The following is a 15,178-nucleotide window of genomic DNA, read 5'->3' as shown; positions in this document are numbered from 1 at the left end:
CCAATTTTAGAGTCTATACTTTATTTAAAGATAGAAGATAGTTCACGACATTGTCGACAAAAGCGTCGTGTTTTCTCTCTTTTGAGTATGCAATATAGAAGCTTCTCTCTATTTTATAGTTTTTAAGTCTTGCTTCAAAAAGTTTTCCTTCGGCTACTTCATTTGCTATAACATGCTTTGACATAACTGAAACAACAGGTCTCTCCGTGGTTGGATCAGCATGCAGGATCGACTCTTTTATCGCCGTCGGACTTCCTAAAATACCAAGAACATGGAAGTTGTTGCACTGAACACCCATTTCGTCAAAAACTTCGCTCGTCAATTTTCTTGTGTGAGAAGCTTCGTCTCTGCATATCCAGTCAAATGCAAGCAGATCATCTGCAGTTAGATGCTTTTTTAGTGGTTGATTCGAAAAAACCACAAGCTCATCTTGTACCCACTCTCTGTAGATGATGCCGTCTCTAAATACAGGAGACTCTATAAGAGCGATATCGATCTTCTTATCTTCAAGCTGGTCTATCATTTCACATGATAGTCCGACATTCATATATACGTTGTTGTTTATCCTCTTTTTTATCTCGCTGAGATAGTTTGGAAGAATATAGTTTCCTATCGCATTTGATGAACCTATGACAAAAGTAAAGTCTTTGTTAATGATCTTTAAGAGCTCTTTTTCACTGTTCATGATCGCTTTTTCAAGTCTTAGCGCTATTCTGAAAAGATCTTCACCCTCTTTGGTAAGAAGTATGCCGTTTTTCTTTCTTTCAACTATTTTAGTATCAAGATAATCCTCGATAAATTTGATCTGTTGAGTAACCGCAGGCTGTGAAATGCCGAGTTTTGCGGATGCTTTTGAAAAACTTTTCTCTTTTATGACCATCAAAAAAGTTTGTAGTTTTGCAAAATCTTTTAACATAATAATTCCTATAAGTTTAAATAATAAGCAAAAGTATAACTCATTATTATAATTAATGCAATAGTTTTGTAATAATTTATAACTTTTTGGCTATAATAATTTAAACCAATACGAATAGTGGCAAAGATATGGAAAAAATATTTAGCAAATTAAATGAGTCGCAAGCTTCTGCTGTAAAAACAACAGAGGGACCTGTGCTGATATTGGCAGGCGCAGGAAGCGGTAAGACTACGACGATAGTCTCTCGTTTGGCATATCTTATAGAGGGAGTAGGCATCCCCGCTTCAAATACGCTTACACTAACCTTTACAAACAAAGCGGCAAAAGAGATGAGAGAGCGTTCATACGCAATGATGGACAATCCTGCATATCCTCCCCTGCTTTGTACATTTCACAAGTTCGGGCTGCTTTTTTTAAAGTTTCATATACATCTTTTAAACAGAGAGAACAATTTTGTAGTGATCGATACCGATGATAAAAAACGTATAATCAAAAAGATAAACAGCGAGATCCCGACACCGCTGATCGCCAGCGAGATATCAAGATATAAAAGCTCTCTTTTAAGCCCTGATGATGCCTACAGGCAGTCGGAACTCTTTAACTATCAGCAGATCGCAAAAGTTTATGAAGAGTATGAAGCTTATCTGCTTGAGAACAATCTGGTCGATTTTGACGATCTAATAGCTCTAACGTATAAATTATTGGACGAAAACGAAGAGTTGGCTCGCGCAACATCCGAGCGTTATCGCTACATAATGGTAGATGAGTATCAAGATACAAATGAGCTCCAGCTAAAGCTTTTGCAAAAGCTATGCAGCTCACATAACAATATATGCGTAGTCGGTGACGATGATCAGAGCATCTACGGCTGGAGAGGCGCTCACATACGAAATATCATGGAGTTTGATCAGGATTTTAAAGATACTGCGGTATTTAAACTTGAGGAGAACTACCGCTCCAAAGAGCCTATTTTAAAAGTCGCAAATGCGCTCATTGAGCACAACCGCTCAAGATTAGGCAAAAAGCTCATCCCCACAAGAGGCGGAGGCGAAGATGTTACGGTTCTAAACTCAGGTGACGAGAGTGAAGAGGCAAGAAAGATCGCCTCCAAGATCACGAAGCTTCTGGACTCCGGAGTAAAGGCCGAAAATATAGCCGTACTTTACCGTGTGAACGTTTTGAGCCGCTCTATCGAAGAGGGTCTTAACCGCGCAGGAATTGCCTACAAGCTTGTAGGAGGTCTCAGATTTTACGACAGAGCCGAGATAAAAGATCTTATAAGCTACATAAGAGTTATAACAAACTTTCATGACGACTTCTCATTCAAGCGCATTATAAACAAACCAAAGAGAGGCCTAGGCAAGGCAAGCGTCGATAAGATAGAGCTTGCGGCACATGAGAAGGGCACCTCTATGTTTGAGTATATAAAAAAGAGTCCCCTATCAGAGTTGGAGCAGCTTGTAAGACAAAAAAATGCAAAAACTCTTAAAAAGTTCGTAAAAGATATTCAAGCGGTAGCCAAGTCGGTAACAGAATCCACCTACAACTTTATAGACGTTTTAGAGGATACTTTTCATCTAAAAGATATCTACAAAGGCATGCCGGACGAAACAGAGAGAGTTCTGAATATGGATGAGTTTTACGGCCTCTTTAGAGACTTTGTAAAAAACTCTCCCGAATCTACGCTTGATGAGTTTTTAAATGAACTTACACTTCAAAGCGAGCAGGACCAAGTCGAGGGCGAGAGCATCTATATGATGAGCATCCACGCCTCAAAGGGTCTTGAGTTTGACCATATATTCATTATCGGAATGGAAGAGGGCTTCTTACCGCTTGTCGGAGACGGCAGTGATCTTGAGGAGGAGAGACGTCTTGGATATGTCTCTTTTACAAGAGCAAAGGAGACGCTTACTCTCTCTCACGTAGAGAGCAGATTCTACAAGGGAAGAAGAAGCGATCTGCAAAAGAGCAGGTTTTTTAATGAGGCAGGACTTTGTGAAGGCTCGCTGATAGTCGAGAAGAACACCGCTTTTAAAAAGGGTGATCTTGTCAGACATAAAATATTCGGCACCGGGAGAGTCACCGGCGTGAGTAAGTCTGGCAGGGAGTTTAAACTAAATATTAATTTCGCCGGCACGAAAAGAGATATATTGGCATCATTTGTTGAAAGATTATGAACAGGCTATTTGTTGCATATAAGCCAAGCGGGGTGAGTTCTAACTTCTTTTTGACCAAGTTAAAAAGAAAGTATAAAACGAAAAAAGCTGGATTTTCTGGAACTCTAGACCCGTTTGCAAAGGGCGTTCTTATCATAGGAATGGGGTCGTACACGAAACTTTTTCGTTTTTTAAATAAAACACCAAAAGTTTATCGTGCGACTCTTTGGCTAGGAGCAAAGTCTGACTCTTTGGATACGGAATTTATAGAAGATGTAGAGATCTTAAAAGAGTTTGGCGAGTCTGACATTTTGCGAGTTTTAAAATCTTTGGAGGGTGAACTTGAATATGAGCCTCCGATATTCAGCGCAAAACGTATAGACGGGCAGAGAGCCTATGACTTGGCAAGGGCAGGCAAGGAGTTTACTCTTAACAAGATCAACTCTACTATCTACAATACGAAACTTATAAGCTACTGCCATCCGTTCGTTACTTTTGAGGCGAGTGTGTCGGAGGGAACTTACATCCGCTCACTTGGTCTTATCATAGCGAAAAGACTCGGGTTGGAGTATGGAAGTCTTAGTGCTCTGGAGAGACTTAGCGAGGGGCAGTTTAGATATAATAACGAAGAGTCTTTGGATATCAAAAAATCTCTAAATATCCAAAAGAACTTTTATAAAGGAGATGCTGATAATCTCAAATATGGAAGAGTTCTTGCTTTAAAAGATCTAGAGATCAAAGATGATGGAGTATATTGGCTTGATAGTGGTAGTTTCATCTCGGTTATAAACATAGCAGATGCAGAAGTAAATTATGAATTAGGTAGGATTGAATGCTAGTATTATCCAGAAAAACAGATGAGGCTATTGTTGTCGGGGATGATATTGTAATAAAGATCATCTCTATAGATAAAGGTGTTGTAAAGCTGGGCATCGAGGCTCCTAAAAATATCTCCATCGTCAGACAAGAGCTTCTTGAAGATGTTAAAGATGCAAACATAGCATCCTCAAAAGAGACGAAGTTAGACGATCTGACTATGCTTAGCACCATACTTAAAAAATAAGAAAGAAGAGTCATGAAGCTTTACAAGGCGTATGCAAAAGTAAATATATTTTTAAAAATTACCGGCATGCGTGGAAGCTACCATGAGATAATCTCAAGATTTATGAGAGTTGACTCTCTTTATGATGAACTCTCATTCGCTCCAAAACAGAAGAGCCAGGAGTTTGAGATAATTGGCGAGTTCTCATGCGACACTAAGCAAAACAGTATCTATAAAGCGTATATGGCTCTTCTTGAAGCCTTGGATGAAGAGTCGGCTGCTTCACTTAAAAATCTGATGAGCAGATACGGTGTAAATGTTATAAAGAGGATTCCGGCATTTGCAGGGCTTGGCGGCGGAAGCAGCGATGCGGCCACATTTTTAAAGATGTGCAATGAAGTTCTTCATCTGGGGCTCTCTTTAAACGAGCTCTCTGCCATCGGAATAAAAGTGGGTGCGGATGTTCCGTTTTTTATTTACGGCTATGATAGCGCAAATGTAAGCGGAATAGGAGAGGTTGTCGAAGAGTTCAAAGAGCAGCTTCTTGATCTTGAAGTATTTACTCCGGATATTGAGATAAGTACGCCAAAGGTCTATGCGCTTTATAGAGAGCAGTTTTACAGCCCGATAGACGGGTTTGAAGTGGAGAGGTTGAAAAAAACAGCCTCACGGGATATACTGGATCAGATGAGTGCAGATGAGGCGAACGACCTCTTTAAACCTGCACTTCAGGCGTATAAAGAGCTAAAAAACTATTACAGACACGGATACTACTTCAGTGGAAGCGGAAGCAGTTTTTTTAGGGTAAAAGAGAGGGCAGAGTAGATAATGGGCGAGACGATAGCAAAAAACAAAAAAGCCTATTTTGATTATTTTTTAGAGGAGAAGTTTGAAGCGGGATTGGTGCTTAAAGGAAGCGAGATAAAGGCTATCAGAGCCGGACGCGTAAACTTAAAAGACAGTTTTATCCGTTTTGTAAACGGCGAAGCTTTCCTCTTTAACGCCCACATTGGAAGATTAGAGACTACGCATCACTTCTACGCGCATGAAGAGAGGGGCAGCAGAAAGCTTCTTTTGCATAAAAAACAGATAGCAAAGATGATAAAAGCGGTCGAGAAAGATGGCTATACGGTTGTTCCTCTGCAGCTCTATTTTAACGACAGAAATATCGTAAAAATTCAGATCGCCATAGCAAAAGGAAAACAGCTTCACGACAAGAGAAACGATCTTAAAGAGAAAGATATGAAGCGCGACATTGAGCGCTCAATGAAGGATTACTGATGAGGTTTGTCTCTTTTTTTCTTTTTTTTGCAACAGCTCTTCTTGCGATAAACATAGAGATAGCAGACTCAACTGTCACAAATGGCAGAACCGCTCTTTTAGAGTTTAAAAAAGAGAAAAATATCGAGTACAAAAGAGTGCTCTTTGATGAGAAAAGTTATAAGATATTTAAAAATCCTCTTGATGATGAGAGGTTTTATGCACTTCTTCCTATCAGCTACTACGAAAAGCCCTCAGATAAAAAAGTTGAGATATTTTATGTAGAAAATAGTAAAGAGAGAAGCAAAACACTATTTTTTAGAGTCGAGAGTGCGGATTATGAGAAAGAGACTCTCAGTGTCGACAGCTCGAAAGTCACTTTAAGCAAAGAGGATCAAAAAAGAGCTTCAAAAGAGTATGCCGAGGCTATGGAAGTGTACAAAACTACAACTATGCAAAGTTATGTCTCATCTGAGTTTATTGTCCCAATGGATAGTAAAATAACAAGCGACTTTGGAAAAGCCAGAGTTTATAACGGCTCACTTAAGAGCTATCACGGCGGAACAGACTTTAGAGCAAACGAAGGTACGCCGCTTACAGCCTGCAACAGCGGAAAGGTAGTTTTGGCAAAAGATAGGTTCTACTCAGGCGGTTCCGTTGTTATAGACCATGGACACGGCATATACTCATGCTATTTTCACATGAGCAAGCTGTACGTGAAAGAGGGTGCAATAGTGAAAAAAGGCGAGACAATAGGACTTTCTGGAAGCACTGGAAGGGTGACAGGTCCGCATCTTCATTTTGGGATAAGAGTTGCTGCCCAACAGGTTGACCCTCTTCAGTTTATTAAGCTGATAAATAAAAATATATTAAAAGGTACAAAATGACACTATTTCAGATCTTAATGCTTGGAGCTTCGGCATTTTTTGCATTTAAAGTTTATGAGCATATTCAGACCCTTCAGGATGAGGAGCCTCAAAAAGATAAACGTACTCCATCTTCGTTTGATCCTGAGTCACTGGTAATAAGAGCGGACGAGGCATTTGACAACGGCGATCTGTCGACAGCGATAGCCCTCTTTAAAGAGGCAAACGCAAAAGTGCCTCAAGAGTCTGACGTTCTCTTTAAGATGGGCTACATTTTAGAGCAGCTCGGAGAGAGAGACGAGGCGTTGAACTATTACAAAGAGGCTCTTGAGGGTGACAAAGATAATGAGTATATACACAACTCAATAGCGTCTATTTATAGAGCGAATGAGGAGTTCGTATCTGCAAAAATGCACCTCAATGCGTCCTTAAGTATCAATGAGAATAATCCTGTAACATATTATAATTATGGAAACCTTTTAGTCGATATGAAACATTTTGACGAAGCCAAAGAGATGTATAAAAAGGCTATTGAGATAAAAGAAGATTTCAAAGAGGCAAAAGAAGAGCTAGAGAAACTAGGTTAGGAGTTAGGATGAAAATTTCCGAGATATATCAGTTTTTAAATGAACTTTCACCTTTTGAGCTTCAAGAGAGCTGGGATAACTCTGGTTTGCTGCTTGGAGATTTCAACCAAGATGTTCAAAAGATAGTCCTCAGCATAGATGTTGACGAGGCTCTTGTTGACTCTATGGAGGAGAACACACTGCTAATCACGCATCATCCGCTTATTTTCGGCGGGCTTAAGCAGCTTGAGTTCAGCCGTTACCCTGCAAATCTTATCTACAAGATGATACAAAAAAATATCTCCAATATCTCAATGCACACCAATTTTGACCAGACGCACCTCAATGAGTATGTCGCAACAGAGATACTTGGGTACAAAATTGCACAAAAAGAGGGCTTTGTGGCATATCTTGATATTGACGAGGATTTTGACGTTTTTGCAAAAAAGGTCGCTGCTGCATTCTCTCTTCCGCATGCAAAATGCGTAAAGAGCTCACAGAGAGTAAAAAGAGCGGCTCTGACTACAGGCTCGGGCGGCTCTTTGATCAAGTCGATCAATGCTGACTGTTTCTTAACCGGAGACATCAAATACCACGATGCGATGGAGGCAAAAAGCATAAATTTGTCGATGATAGACATAGGGCATTTTGAGAGCGAACACTTTTTCGCAGAGATTTTGCTTAAACATTTGAAAAATTTAGGTTTAGAAGCTATAATTTCATCATCAAAAAACCCTTTTACTTATATCAAGTAAGAAACGATAAATAATTTCATAGCTAATAAAAAGAGAAGCTATAAGATACAAGGCGAAAATCCGCAGGAGCTACTAGTAGCTTCAAGGGTTTTTAACGAAGTAGATTGTGGCTTATCTTTTTACCCAAAGGGCAACATTTACAAGATTCATCTTCTGCGTTGAACTTCATTTAACGATACTAGTATCGCCAAACGAAGTTCGTCTTGAATCTAAACCTTTTAAATGTTGTTATCTATGGGATTATTTATCGTTTCTTACTTTGTAAGCAATTGGTACAACTATTTAATCCAAAAGGAGATTAATGAACTTACACCTAAAACAGCTGATTGACCTATCACAGATCGACAAAGAGATAGATGCTTTTGAACCGCAGATTGAGGAAGCAAACTATAAACTTGAGGCGGCTCTTGCTAAGAAGCAGAGTATAGATTCCGATATTGAAAATCTTACAAAAGAGATCAAAGACGAGGAAGTAAAAAAGAAGAAGAATGAGCTTCACTTGCAAGAACTTTCTCAAAAACTTGAAGACAACTCTAAAAAAAGCTCTGAAGTAAAAACTGAGCGTGAGATGAAATCTCTTCAGCTTGAAGAAGAGATCGCAAAAGAGCAGGTAACTTTTGCAAATGAGGAGATAGAGAGACTCGAGAGAGTGATCGCTCTAAAAACAGAGCAGGTAGAAGCTGCAAAAGAGTCACTTAAAGAGTTGGATGCCAACTTGGCGTCAATCAAAGCTGAGGTCGATGAAAAGCTGGATGTGATAAATAAATCTCGCCAAGAGGTGTTTGTTAAAAAAGAGAAATTGATCTCCGAGATGAATCAAAAAGGTCTTGCGTTTTATCAGAAGATTCGCAGATGGGCTAAAAACACAACAGTTGTACCGGTAGAAGAGCAGGCTTGTATGGGTTGTCATATGGTTATAAGCGACAAGATTTACGCTGACGTTATCAAAGCTGAAGAGATTACGACTTGCCCGCACTGTGGTCGTATCCTCTACATGGAAGCTAACGAAGAATAGGCTTGAAGCCGTTTAGCGTTCTCTACTTTACCTTAAGCGCAGCGCTCTATTTGGTGGCGCTTCCGCTTTTGGTCTATCTCTCTTTTAAACATAAATACAGAGAGTCGATTCCGGCTCGTTTTTTTCTTTTTAAAAATCCAAGATTTAAAAACAGTGACGGCATCTGGTTTCATGTATGCTCTTTGGGCGAAGCAAGAGCTCTTGGCCCGATCTTAGATCTTTTAAAAGATCAGGATATAAAGATAACTACCATAACTCATACGGGGCAGGCTCAAGCCAGAAGATATGAGGCAGAGGTAAGATATCTGCCTTATGAGATGTTCTTGCCGTTTTGGGCGAAGAGGCAAAGAGTGCTTGTAGTATTAGAAGCAGAGTTCTGGTTTATGCTATTTAGTGTCCTAAGAGCAAGAGGGAGTAGAGTCATACTCCTAAATGCGCGCATATCTGAAAAGAGCGCCAAAAAGTATCTTCAATTTACATGGTTCTATAAAAAACTGCTCTCAAATGTAGAGATTATATACGCACAGAGCGAAGCCGATAAAAACCGTTTTTTGGCACTGGGTGCTAGAAATATAGAGGTCATCGGAAATATTAAGCTCTCAGCCGAGATAAAAAAGACACAAGAGTATAAAAAGCCCGAGTGTGAGCTGATAGTTGCAGGAAGCACTCATGAGGGTGAAGAAGAGAGCGTTTTAAAATCATTCGTAGAGTATAGAAAACAGAGTGATGCAAAGCTCGCTATAGTCCCTAGACATCCCGAGAGATTTGAAGCGGTCTATGAGCTAATGAAGAGATATGCCCATAAAAATTCTTTGAGCATAAGCCGATTTTCACAGAGCAGAGAGTTTGAGTCAGATTTGATCTTGGTCGATGCGATGGGTGAGCTGAACAATATATATGCAATAAGCGATATAGCTATTTTGGGCGGTGCGTTTAGAGATGATGTAGGCGGGCACAATCCGCTCGAACCTGCTTACTTCGGGTGTAAGATCATTACTGGAAAACACTTTTTTCATCAAAGGGAGCTTTTTAAGTATGTCCATCATGTACAGTATGTTGAGAGCGATGAGATACACAGAGCGCTTATGGCATGTAAAGATCTCCCGCCTAGCATGGTTGAAGAGAAGATAGATTTAAAACCGGTAATAGAGAGAATAGTAAAAAATTAAATCTACCCTGCTAGGGGTTAGCTTTAGTGCCTTAGCGGCTAGCGTAAATGGCGGAATTACTTCCGACATTGTTTAAAACTAATGAAGGGTTTCCTTCATTTTATGAAATAAAATTAAGGAAATAATTTAATGGCACTAGAAAAAGCGTATAAACTTTTAGCAGCACAAGAGGGAGTCTCAAACTCTGCTGCTAAATCAATGATAGACAGAGGTTTGGTCTACGTGGGCAACAAAAAAGTGATGATCGCCCGCGGAGATTTGGATGCGAAAACTTGTTTCAGAGTTGAAAAAGTAGAGAAGATAAAGCCTATTTTTGAAAACAGTGACTTGATCGTTGTAGATAAACCTGCACACGTTAACTCAGATGAAATAGAGAGACAGTTTAAGCCGGCAGTGCTTCTTCACAGACTCGATCGCGAGACAAGCGGCGTTTTAATGCTTGTAAAAAACGAGGAGTTTCGTCAAAAGGCAATTGAAGAGTTCAAAAAAGATAGAGTTTATAAAGAGTACATCGCATGGGTTGAGGGAATTATAAGTGAGCCTGTTGAGATAGACAAGCCGATACTCACTACAAAAAAGAACAATCGTGCATCTTCAAACGTCTCTACAAAAGGAAAGCCCGCAAGAACTGAGGTATTCCCTGATCTGGTTAGCGGCGGAAAAACAAAGATCAAGTGTATTATCCATCATGGAAGAACACATCAGATAAGAACACACCTTAGATATATAGAACACTCTATTATCGGAGATGAGCAGTATGGCGGAAGACGTGCAAAACGTGTAATGCTTCATGCTTATAAAGTAAGACTCCTTGACATGGAGTTTACGGCACCTGAGCCAAAGGTTTTTATAAATTTTGAGTAGTACCGATTGTCCATGGTATGTATATATTTTAAGATGCAGCGATGAGACTCTCTATACGGGGATAACTACCGATTTGCAAAGAAGAGCAGAAGAGCACAACAGCTCGCCAAAAGGTGCTAAATATACACGCGCAAGAAGACCTGTAGAACTTATCTATTTTGAGTCGCATAAAGATAAAAGCGGTGCGACCATAAGAGAATTAGAGATAAAAAAACTATCAAAAGCCAAGAAACTGGAGCTGATAAAGTGATACGGATCTTTGTTGACGGAGACGCTTTTCCAAACCTTTTAAAGCCGATTCTCTTTCGCTCAATTGAGAGACTCTCCATTGAGACATTTGTAGTCTCAAACAAACCCATCACTATCGGCAAATCAAAACTGATAAGTTATATTATTGTTGAGCAGGGTGCTGATGAAGCAGATCACCATATAGTCGAACTTGCAAAAGAGGGCGACTTGGTTATAACAGCCGATATACCGCTTGCAGATAGAGTAATAGATAAAAATGCACATGCGATAGATCATAGAGGCGAACTTTACACTGTTGATAATATTAAGCAATATCTAGCTATGAGAAACCTGATGGAGAGCATAAGAGATACGGGAGAGATAACACGCGGTCCAAAGCCTTTTGATCAAAAAGATGCACACCAATTTGCCAACCAGCTTCATAAATTTTTAACTAAGCACTGTAATATAAAGCATACTTAAAGTAACTTTCAGCTAAAATTCGCCACTTTTTACATTCAAAATTATATTAAAAGAGGAGGGCTATATGTTTGACACATTGACAGATTCATTTACCAATGCTATTAAAAAGATTCGTTTTCATGATGATGAAAAGGCCCTCACTAAGGCTTTGGATGAGCTGAAAAAATCTCTTTTAAAAGCGGATGTAAACCATAAGGTCGTTAAAGATCTTATATTTAAAGTTCAGATCGAGACCAAAAAGAACGGGATCGGGAAAGATCAGTTCTTAGCGGCTCTAAGAGAGACTCTCTATGAACTTTTAGAGGTTGGCGGAAACAGAGGCTTTATATTTGCTTCAAAACCTCCTACCGTTATATTGATGACAGGACTTCAGGGTTCTGGAAAGACGACTACTACAGGTAAGCTGGCAAACTATCTGAAAAACAGGCAGAAAAAGGTTCTTGTGGTCGCAGCCGATCTGCAGCGTTTGGCGGCAGTTGAGCAGCTTCGTCAGATCACGGCAAAAATAGACGTTGAACTTTATGAGGACGAGAGCACGAAAAATCCTGTAGAAGTCGTGACTGCAGCGCTTAAAAAAGCAAACAGCGGCATATATGACGTTGTCCTGATAGATACTGCGGGCCGTTTAGCGATAGATGATGAGCTTATGAATGAGCTGGAAGCTGTCAAACGTGCTGCAAACCCTAGTGAGATATTCTATGTTGCCGACTCTCTTACAGGTCAAGACGCTGTTAAGACGGCTGCTGCATTTAAAGAGAAGATAGGGATCGACGGTGTAATCCTTAGTAAGTATGACGGTGATTCAAAGGGCGGTGTTGCTCTTGGTCTCTCATCTCAGGTAGAGGTTCCTCTTCGCTTTATAGGAAGCGGCGAGAAGATGGAGGATCTGGAAGTATTCCTGCCTGATCGTGTCGTCAACCGTCTTATGGGTTTTGGAGACATTGAGGGACTGGCTGAGAAAACTTCATCTGTAATTGATGAAAAACAGGCTAAGAAGCTTACTTCAAAGATCAAAAAAGGTCAGTTCAACTTCAACGACTTTTTAGAGCAGATGGAAAGTATGAAGAAGATGGGAAGTATGAAGTCTTTAATAGGTATGATTCCGGGTATGGGAAATATGTCTAAGGCACTCAAAGATTTTGATCTTGAAAACTCGGGCGAGCTTAAAAACATCAAAGCGATGGTCTCTTCCATGACTATGAAAGAGAGAGAAAACCCTGATCTTTTAAACAACTCGCGCAAAGAGAGAATTGCAAGAGGATGCGGACTTACTCAAGTTGAGATCAACCGCATGATCAAGCAGTTTAAAAATGCCGGCAAGATGGCCAAAAAGCTCTCAAGCAAAGGCGGCATGAAAGATCTGCAGGCCATGATGGGGCAGATGGGCGGTGCGGGAGCTCTTAGAAGATAGCCAGCACTACGCAGATTGAGAGTAAATCTATGAACTTCAAGAAGTTTATAGATTTGCATTCAGAATGCAAAATTTAACATATACAGCAAGTTGAAATATGACTTGCGCAGAGAAGGACAATATTATGGCAACAGTTATTCGTTTAACTAGAATGGGAAGAAAAAAACAACCTTTTTACCGTATCGCGGTAACAGACTCACGTAAAAGAAGAGACGGTGGTTGGATAGAGTTGATCGGACATCACAATCCGATGGTAGCAGAGAAGACAACAGTTGTTGATAACGAGAGATTAGATTACTGGTTAAGCGTTGGCGCTAAAATGAGCGATCGCGTTAAAAAGATAACAGGTCGCTAAGATGATAGCTGATTTTGTCGCACAATTTGCAAGACTTATAGCTTCACATCCTGATGATATAAGAGTTGAAGTAAAAGAGGGCGATGAAACAACTGAAATTTTGCTCTATGCCAATCAAGCGGACATCGGAAAGCTGATCGGCAAAGAGGGAAAGATGATAGGGGCTATTAAGACCGTCATCTCAGGCTGCAAAGCAAAAGACGGTGTGAGTTACCGTATCAATGTCGAAGCAATCTAACAAACTTCTTCATATTGCTACAATCGGCAAGTCTGTCGGTTTAAAAGGTGATATGAAACTTCATATAAAAAGTGATTTTCCCGAACAGTTTAAAAAAGGCGCTTCGTTTTTCATTAATGAAAAAGAGAGTCTTACAATAAGTGAAATAAACCACGAAAGAGCTCTGGTTAGGTTTTTGGGCTACTCTTCGCCAGAGGACGCAAAAAAACTTACAAACAAACATCTCTATACTACAATAGAGAGAACAAGAGATGAGTGTCATCTACAAGAGGGTGAATATTTCTGGTTCGATATCGAGGGCTGTACGGTAGTAGAAGATGGAGAAGTTTTGGGTGTCGTTGAAGAGGTTGATAGAATTTCCGCTACTAATTATTTAATAATAAAGAGTGATGAAAGATTGGTAGAAAAAGGCTTTGCAAAAAGCTTTCTTATACCATTTAATGAGCCTTTTACAATAGATACCGACATTGAGAATAAGGTAATAACTGTTAGCGGCGGTATGGATATTTTAGAAGCTTCCTGATGAAATTTACTTTTGTTACGCTGTTTCAAAATATAGTCGAGGGTTATTTTTGCGACTCTATTTTAAAAAGAGCAATAGAGAAAGAGATCTTAAGTATAGAGTTTTTAGATCCCAGGGATTTTAGCAGTTCAAAGCATAATAAAGTTGATGATACTTCGGTAGGCGGCGGTGCCGGAATGGTTATGAATCCTCAGCCGCTTTTTGATGCTTTGGATGAACTAAAAGCTAAAGAGAGTGACGTTCACGTTGTTTTTTTAACTCCCGTTGCAAAACCTTTTAGGCAAAATGATGCTAAAAGATTGGCAAAAAAGAGCCACATAGCTTTTGTGAGTGGAAGATATGAGGGCATTGACGAGAGAGTTATAGAGAAGTACGCCGATGAGGTTTTTAGTATAGGCGACTATATTCTAACAGGCGGTGAATTAGCCTCTATGGTTATATGTGATGCAGTCTCCAGGAATGTAGAAGGTGTTCTTGGCAATAGTGATTCTTTGAGCATAGAGAGTTTTGAGAGCGAACTTTTAGAAGCGCCATCTTTCTCTAAACCGCAAATTTATAAAAACTATTGTGTTCCATCAGAATACTTAAAGGGAAATCACAGTAAAATTCGCTCACTAAAATTAGCTCTATCTGAGTGTAAGACTAAATTCTTCCGGCCAGAGCAGCTTTTAAAGCATAGAACAAGGAAATCTTATGAGAAATAAGTACATAGAAAACTTTGAAAAAGCACAGGTAGCTGAGAAAAATATTCCAGATTTTCGTGCTGGTGATACTGTTCGTTTAGCAGTAACAATTAAAGAGGGTGACAAAACTCGTGTACAAAATTACGAGGGTGTCTGTATTGCAAAGAGAGGACAAGGTACCGGTCAAACTATTACAGTTCGTAAAATCGGTGCTAACAGTGTAGGTATTGAGAGAATATTCCCAATCTACAGTGACTCTATTAATGAAATAGCAGTAATCCGCCGCGGTCGTGTTCGTCGCGCTAAACTGTTCTACCTACGCGATCTTGCTGGTAAAGCAGCTCGTATTAAAGAACTTAGAAGAAAGTAATCTTCTAAGTTTTTATCTTCAAATTCTCCATCTTTAAACTCAACTCCCTTTTACAAAAATCTTTTAAGTCATTTTTATTATATATTTACTGTTATATATTACAAATCAATATATAATTTTTTTAGTTTATATTTATCAATGATTACCTCAATAAACTTCCGAAAAAATTTCTTTGTAAACTCTCTTAAAAATTAAGAAATAAATAAGCGTAACTTCTCTATAATTCCCATCCACAAACAAAGAGACCTAAAGTTTAGGTTTAAAAAAGATCGGAAGAG

General features: G+C 39.5%; 20 protein-coding genes. 19 read left to right on the top strand and 1 reads right to left on the bottom strand.

Annotated features, from left to right (window positions below; genetic code table 11):
• Positions 1–13: 13 nt before the first annotated feature.
• Positions 14–916, bottom strand: coding sequence for a LysR family transcriptional regulator (locus RBR61_RS06560; RefSeq protein ID WP_320342956.1), 903 nt, complete (start codon positions 914–916; stop codon positions 14–16).
• Between the two features lie 128 nt (positions 917–1,044).
• Between RBR61_RS06560 and RBR61_RS06555 the strand changes: the two genes are divergently transcribed.
• The 19 genes from RBR61_RS06555 (at position 1,045) to rplS (ending at position 14,900) form a co-directional block, all read left to right on the top strand.
• Complete coding sequence (locus tag RBR61_RS06555; protein ID WP_320342954.1) at positions 1,045–3,093, top strand: UvrD-helicase domain-containing protein; 2,049 nt, start codon at positions 1,045–1,047, stop codon at positions 3,091–3,093.
• Complete coding sequence (gene truB, locus RBR61_RS06550; protein WP_320342953.1) at positions 3,090–3,911, top strand: tRNA pseudouridine(55) synthase TruB; 822 nt, start codon at positions 3,090–3,092, stop codon at positions 3,909–3,911. The genes RBR61_RS06555 and truB overlap by 4 nt, the downstream gene beginning before the upstream one ends.
• Positions 3,905–4,135 carry a carbon storage regulator CsrA gene (gene csrA / locus RBR61_RS06545; RefSeq protein WP_320342952.1) on the top strand — a complete coding sequence of 77 codons (231 nt, stop codon included), beginning with the start codon at positions 3,905–3,907 and terminating at the stop codon, positions 4,133–4,135. Before truB ends, csrA begins: the two co-directional genes overlap by 7 nt.
• A 12-nt stretch (positions 4,136–4,147) precedes the next feature.
• Positions 4,148–4,939 (top strand): 4-(cytidine 5'-diphospho)-2-C-methyl-D-erythritol kinase, encoded by a 792-nt coding sequence (locus RBR61_RS06540; protein ID WP_320342951.1) that lies wholly within the window; start codon positions 4,148–4,150, stop codon positions 4,937–4,939.
• Positions 4,940–4,942: 3 nt separating this feature from the next.
• The gene (smpB, locus tag RBR61_RS06535) at positions 4,943–5,395 is read left to right on the top strand and encodes an SsrA-binding protein SmpB (protein WP_320342949.1); all 453 of its coding nucleotides are present in this window, start codon (positions 4,943–4,945) and stop codon (positions 5,393–5,395) included.
• Positions 5,395–6,261 (top strand): M23 family metallopeptidase, encoded by an 867-nt coding sequence (locus RBR61_RS06530; protein ID WP_320342948.1) that lies wholly within the window; start codon positions 5,395–5,397, stop codon positions 6,259–6,261. Before smpB ends, RBR61_RS06530 begins: the two co-directional genes overlap by 1 nt.
• Positions 6,258–6,827 (top strand): tetratricopeptide repeat protein, encoded by a 570-nt coding sequence (locus tag RBR61_RS06525; protein WP_320342946.1) that lies wholly within the window; start codon positions 6,258–6,260, stop codon positions 6,825–6,827. The genes RBR61_RS06530 and RBR61_RS06525 overlap by 4 nt, the downstream gene beginning before the upstream one ends.
• An 8-nt stretch (positions 6,828–6,835) precedes the next feature.
• Positions 6,836–7,561, top strand: a complete 726-nt coding sequence (locus tag RBR61_RS06520) for a Nif3-like dinuclear metal center hexameric protein (protein ID WP_320342945.1) — start codon at positions 6,836–6,838, stop codon at positions 7,559–7,561.
• Between the two features lie 301 nt (positions 7,562–7,862).
• Positions 7,863–8,576, top strand: a complete 714-nt coding sequence (locus tag RBR61_RS06515; RefSeq protein ID WP_320342943.1) for a zinc ribbon domain-containing protein — start codon at positions 7,863–7,865, stop codon at positions 8,574–8,576.
• Positions 8,577–8,578: 2 nt separating this feature from the next.
• Positions 8,579–9,745: a lipid IV(A) 3-deoxy-D-manno-octulosonic acid transferase gene (gene waaA / locus RBR61_RS06510; protein WP_320342942.1), complete on the top strand. Its 1,167-nt coding sequence runs from the start codon at positions 8,579–8,581 to the stop codon at positions 9,743–9,745.
• A gap of 129 nt (positions 9,746–9,874) precedes the next feature.
• Entirely contained in the window at positions 9,875–10,609 is a 735-nt protein-coding gene (locus tag RBR61_RS06505) for an RNA pseudouridine synthase (RefSeq protein ID WP_320342939.1), read from the top strand.
• Positions 10,602–10,859, top strand: a complete 258-nt coding sequence (locus tag RBR61_RS06500) for a GIY-YIG nuclease family protein (RefSeq protein WP_320342938.1) — start codon at positions 10,602–10,604, stop codon at positions 10,857–10,859. Before RBR61_RS06505 ends, RBR61_RS06500 begins: the two co-directional genes overlap by 8 nt.
• Complete coding sequence (locus RBR61_RS06495; RefSeq protein ID WP_320343049.1) at positions 10,859–11,320, top strand: YaiI/YqxD family protein; 462 nt, start codon at positions 10,859–10,861, stop codon at positions 11,318–11,320. The genes RBR61_RS06500 and RBR61_RS06495 overlap by 1 nt, the downstream gene beginning before the upstream one ends.
• A gap of 64 nt (positions 11,321–11,384) precedes the next feature.
• Positions 11,385–12,731: a signal recognition particle protein gene (gene ffh / locus RBR61_RS06490; protein ID WP_320342937.1), complete on the top strand. Its 1,347-nt coding sequence runs from the start codon at positions 11,385–11,387 to the stop codon at positions 12,729–12,731.
• A gap of 124 nt (positions 12,732–12,855) precedes the next feature.
• Positions 12,856–13,086, top strand: coding sequence for a 30S ribosomal protein S16 (gene rpsP / locus RBR61_RS06485; RefSeq protein ID WP_011372086.1), 231 nt, complete (start codon positions 12,856–12,858; stop codon positions 13,084–13,086).
• Between the two features lies 1 nt (position 13,087).
• Complete coding sequence (locus RBR61_RS06480; protein ID WP_137011966.1) at positions 13,088–13,324, top strand: KH domain-containing protein; 237 nt, start codon at positions 13,088–13,090, stop codon at positions 13,322–13,324.
• Positions 13,308–13,847, top strand: coding sequence for a ribosome maturation factor RimM (rimM, locus tag RBR61_RS06475; protein WP_320342931.1), 540 nt, complete (start codon positions 13,308–13,310; stop codon positions 13,845–13,847). Before RBR61_RS06480 ends, rimM begins: the two co-directional genes overlap by 17 nt.
• Positions 13,847–14,551, top strand: a complete 705-nt coding sequence (gene trmD, locus RBR61_RS06470; RefSeq protein WP_320342929.1) for a tRNA (guanosine(37)-N1)-methyltransferase TrmD — start codon at positions 13,847–13,849, stop codon at positions 14,549–14,551. Before rimM ends, trmD begins: the two co-directional genes overlap by 1 nt.
• Entirely contained in the window at positions 14,541–14,900 is a 360-nt protein-coding gene (rplS, locus tag RBR61_RS06465) for a 50S ribosomal protein L19 (protein WP_320342928.1), read from the top strand. The genes trmD and rplS overlap by 11 nt, the downstream gene beginning before the upstream one ends.
• Positions 14,901–15,178 lie beyond the last annotated feature (278 nt).

This window comes from Sulfurimonas sp. (assembly GCF_034005705.1).
Lineage (GTDB): Bacteria > Campylobacterota > Campylobacteria > Campylobacterales > Sulfurimonadaceae > Sulfurimonas.
Note: the sequence above shows the minus strand (reverse complement) of the source record. Positions and strands in the feature narration are given on the sequence as shown.

What these genes read in the sequence shown, in the direction of transcription:
- RBR61_RS06560 (WP_320342956.1), bottom strand. Translation starts at nt 916, where the DNA reads ATGTTAAAAGATTTTGCAAAACTACAAACTTTTTTGATGGTCATAAAA.
- RBR61_RS06555 (WP_320342954.1), top strand. Translation starts at nt 1,045, where the DNA reads ATGGAAAAAATATTTAGCAAATTAAATGAGTCGCAAGCTTCTGCTGTA.
- truB (WP_320342953.1), top strand. Translation starts at nt 3,090, where the DNA reads ATGAACAGGCTATTTGTTGCATATAAGCCAAGCGGGGTGAGTTCTAAC.
- csrA (WP_320342952.1), top strand. Translation starts at nt 3,905, where the DNA reads ATGCTAGTATTATCCAGAAAAACAGATGAGGCTATTGTTGTCGGGGAT.
- RBR61_RS06540 (WP_320342951.1), top strand. Translation starts at nt 4,148, where the DNA reads ATGAAGCTTTACAAGGCGTATGCAAAAGTAAATATATTTTTAAAAATT.
- smpB (WP_320342949.1), top strand. Translation starts at nt 4,943, where the DNA reads ATGGGCGAGACGATAGCAAAAAACAAAAAAGCCTATTTTGATTATTTT.
- RBR61_RS06530 (WP_320342948.1), top strand. Translation starts at nt 5,395, where the DNA reads ATGAGGTTTGTCTCTTTTTTTCTTTTTTTTGCAACAGCTCTTCTTGCG.
- RBR61_RS06525 (WP_320342946.1), top strand. Translation starts at nt 6,258, where the DNA reads ATGACACTATTTCAGATCTTAATGCTTGGAGCTTCGGCATTTTTTGCA.
- RBR61_RS06520 (WP_320342945.1), top strand. Translation starts at nt 6,836, where the DNA reads ATGAAAATTTCCGAGATATATCAGTTTTTAAATGAACTTTCACCTTTT.
- RBR61_RS06515 (WP_320342943.1), top strand. Translation starts at nt 7,863, where the DNA reads ATGAACTTACACCTAAAACAGCTGATTGACCTATCACAGATCGACAAA.
- RBR61_RS06505 (WP_320342939.1), top strand. Translation starts at nt 9,875, where the DNA reads ATGGCACTAGAAAAAGCGTATAAACTTTTAGCAGCACAAGAGGGAGTC.
- ffh (WP_320342937.1), top strand. Translation starts at nt 11,385, where the DNA reads ATGTTTGACACATTGACAGATTCATTTACCAATGCTATTAAAAAGATT.
- rpsP (WP_011372086.1), top strand. Translation starts at nt 12,856, where the DNA reads ATGGCAACAGTTATTCGTTTAACTAGAATGGGAAGAAAAAAACAACCT.
- RBR61_RS06480 (WP_137011966.1), top strand. Translation starts at nt 13,088, where the DNA reads ATGATAGCTGATTTTGTCGCACAATTTGCAAGACTTATAGCTTCACAT.
- rimM (WP_320342931.1), top strand. Translation starts at nt 13,308, where the DNA reads ATGTCGAAGCAATCTAACAAACTTCTTCATATTGCTACAATCGGCAAG.
- trmD (WP_320342929.1), top strand. Translation starts at nt 13,847, where the DNA reads ATGAAATTTACTTTTGTTACGCTGTTTCAAAATATAGTCGAGGGTTAT.
- rplS (WP_320342928.1), top strand. Translation starts at nt 14,541, where the DNA reads ATGAGAAATAAGTACATAGAAAACTTTGAAAAAGCACAGGTAGCTGAG.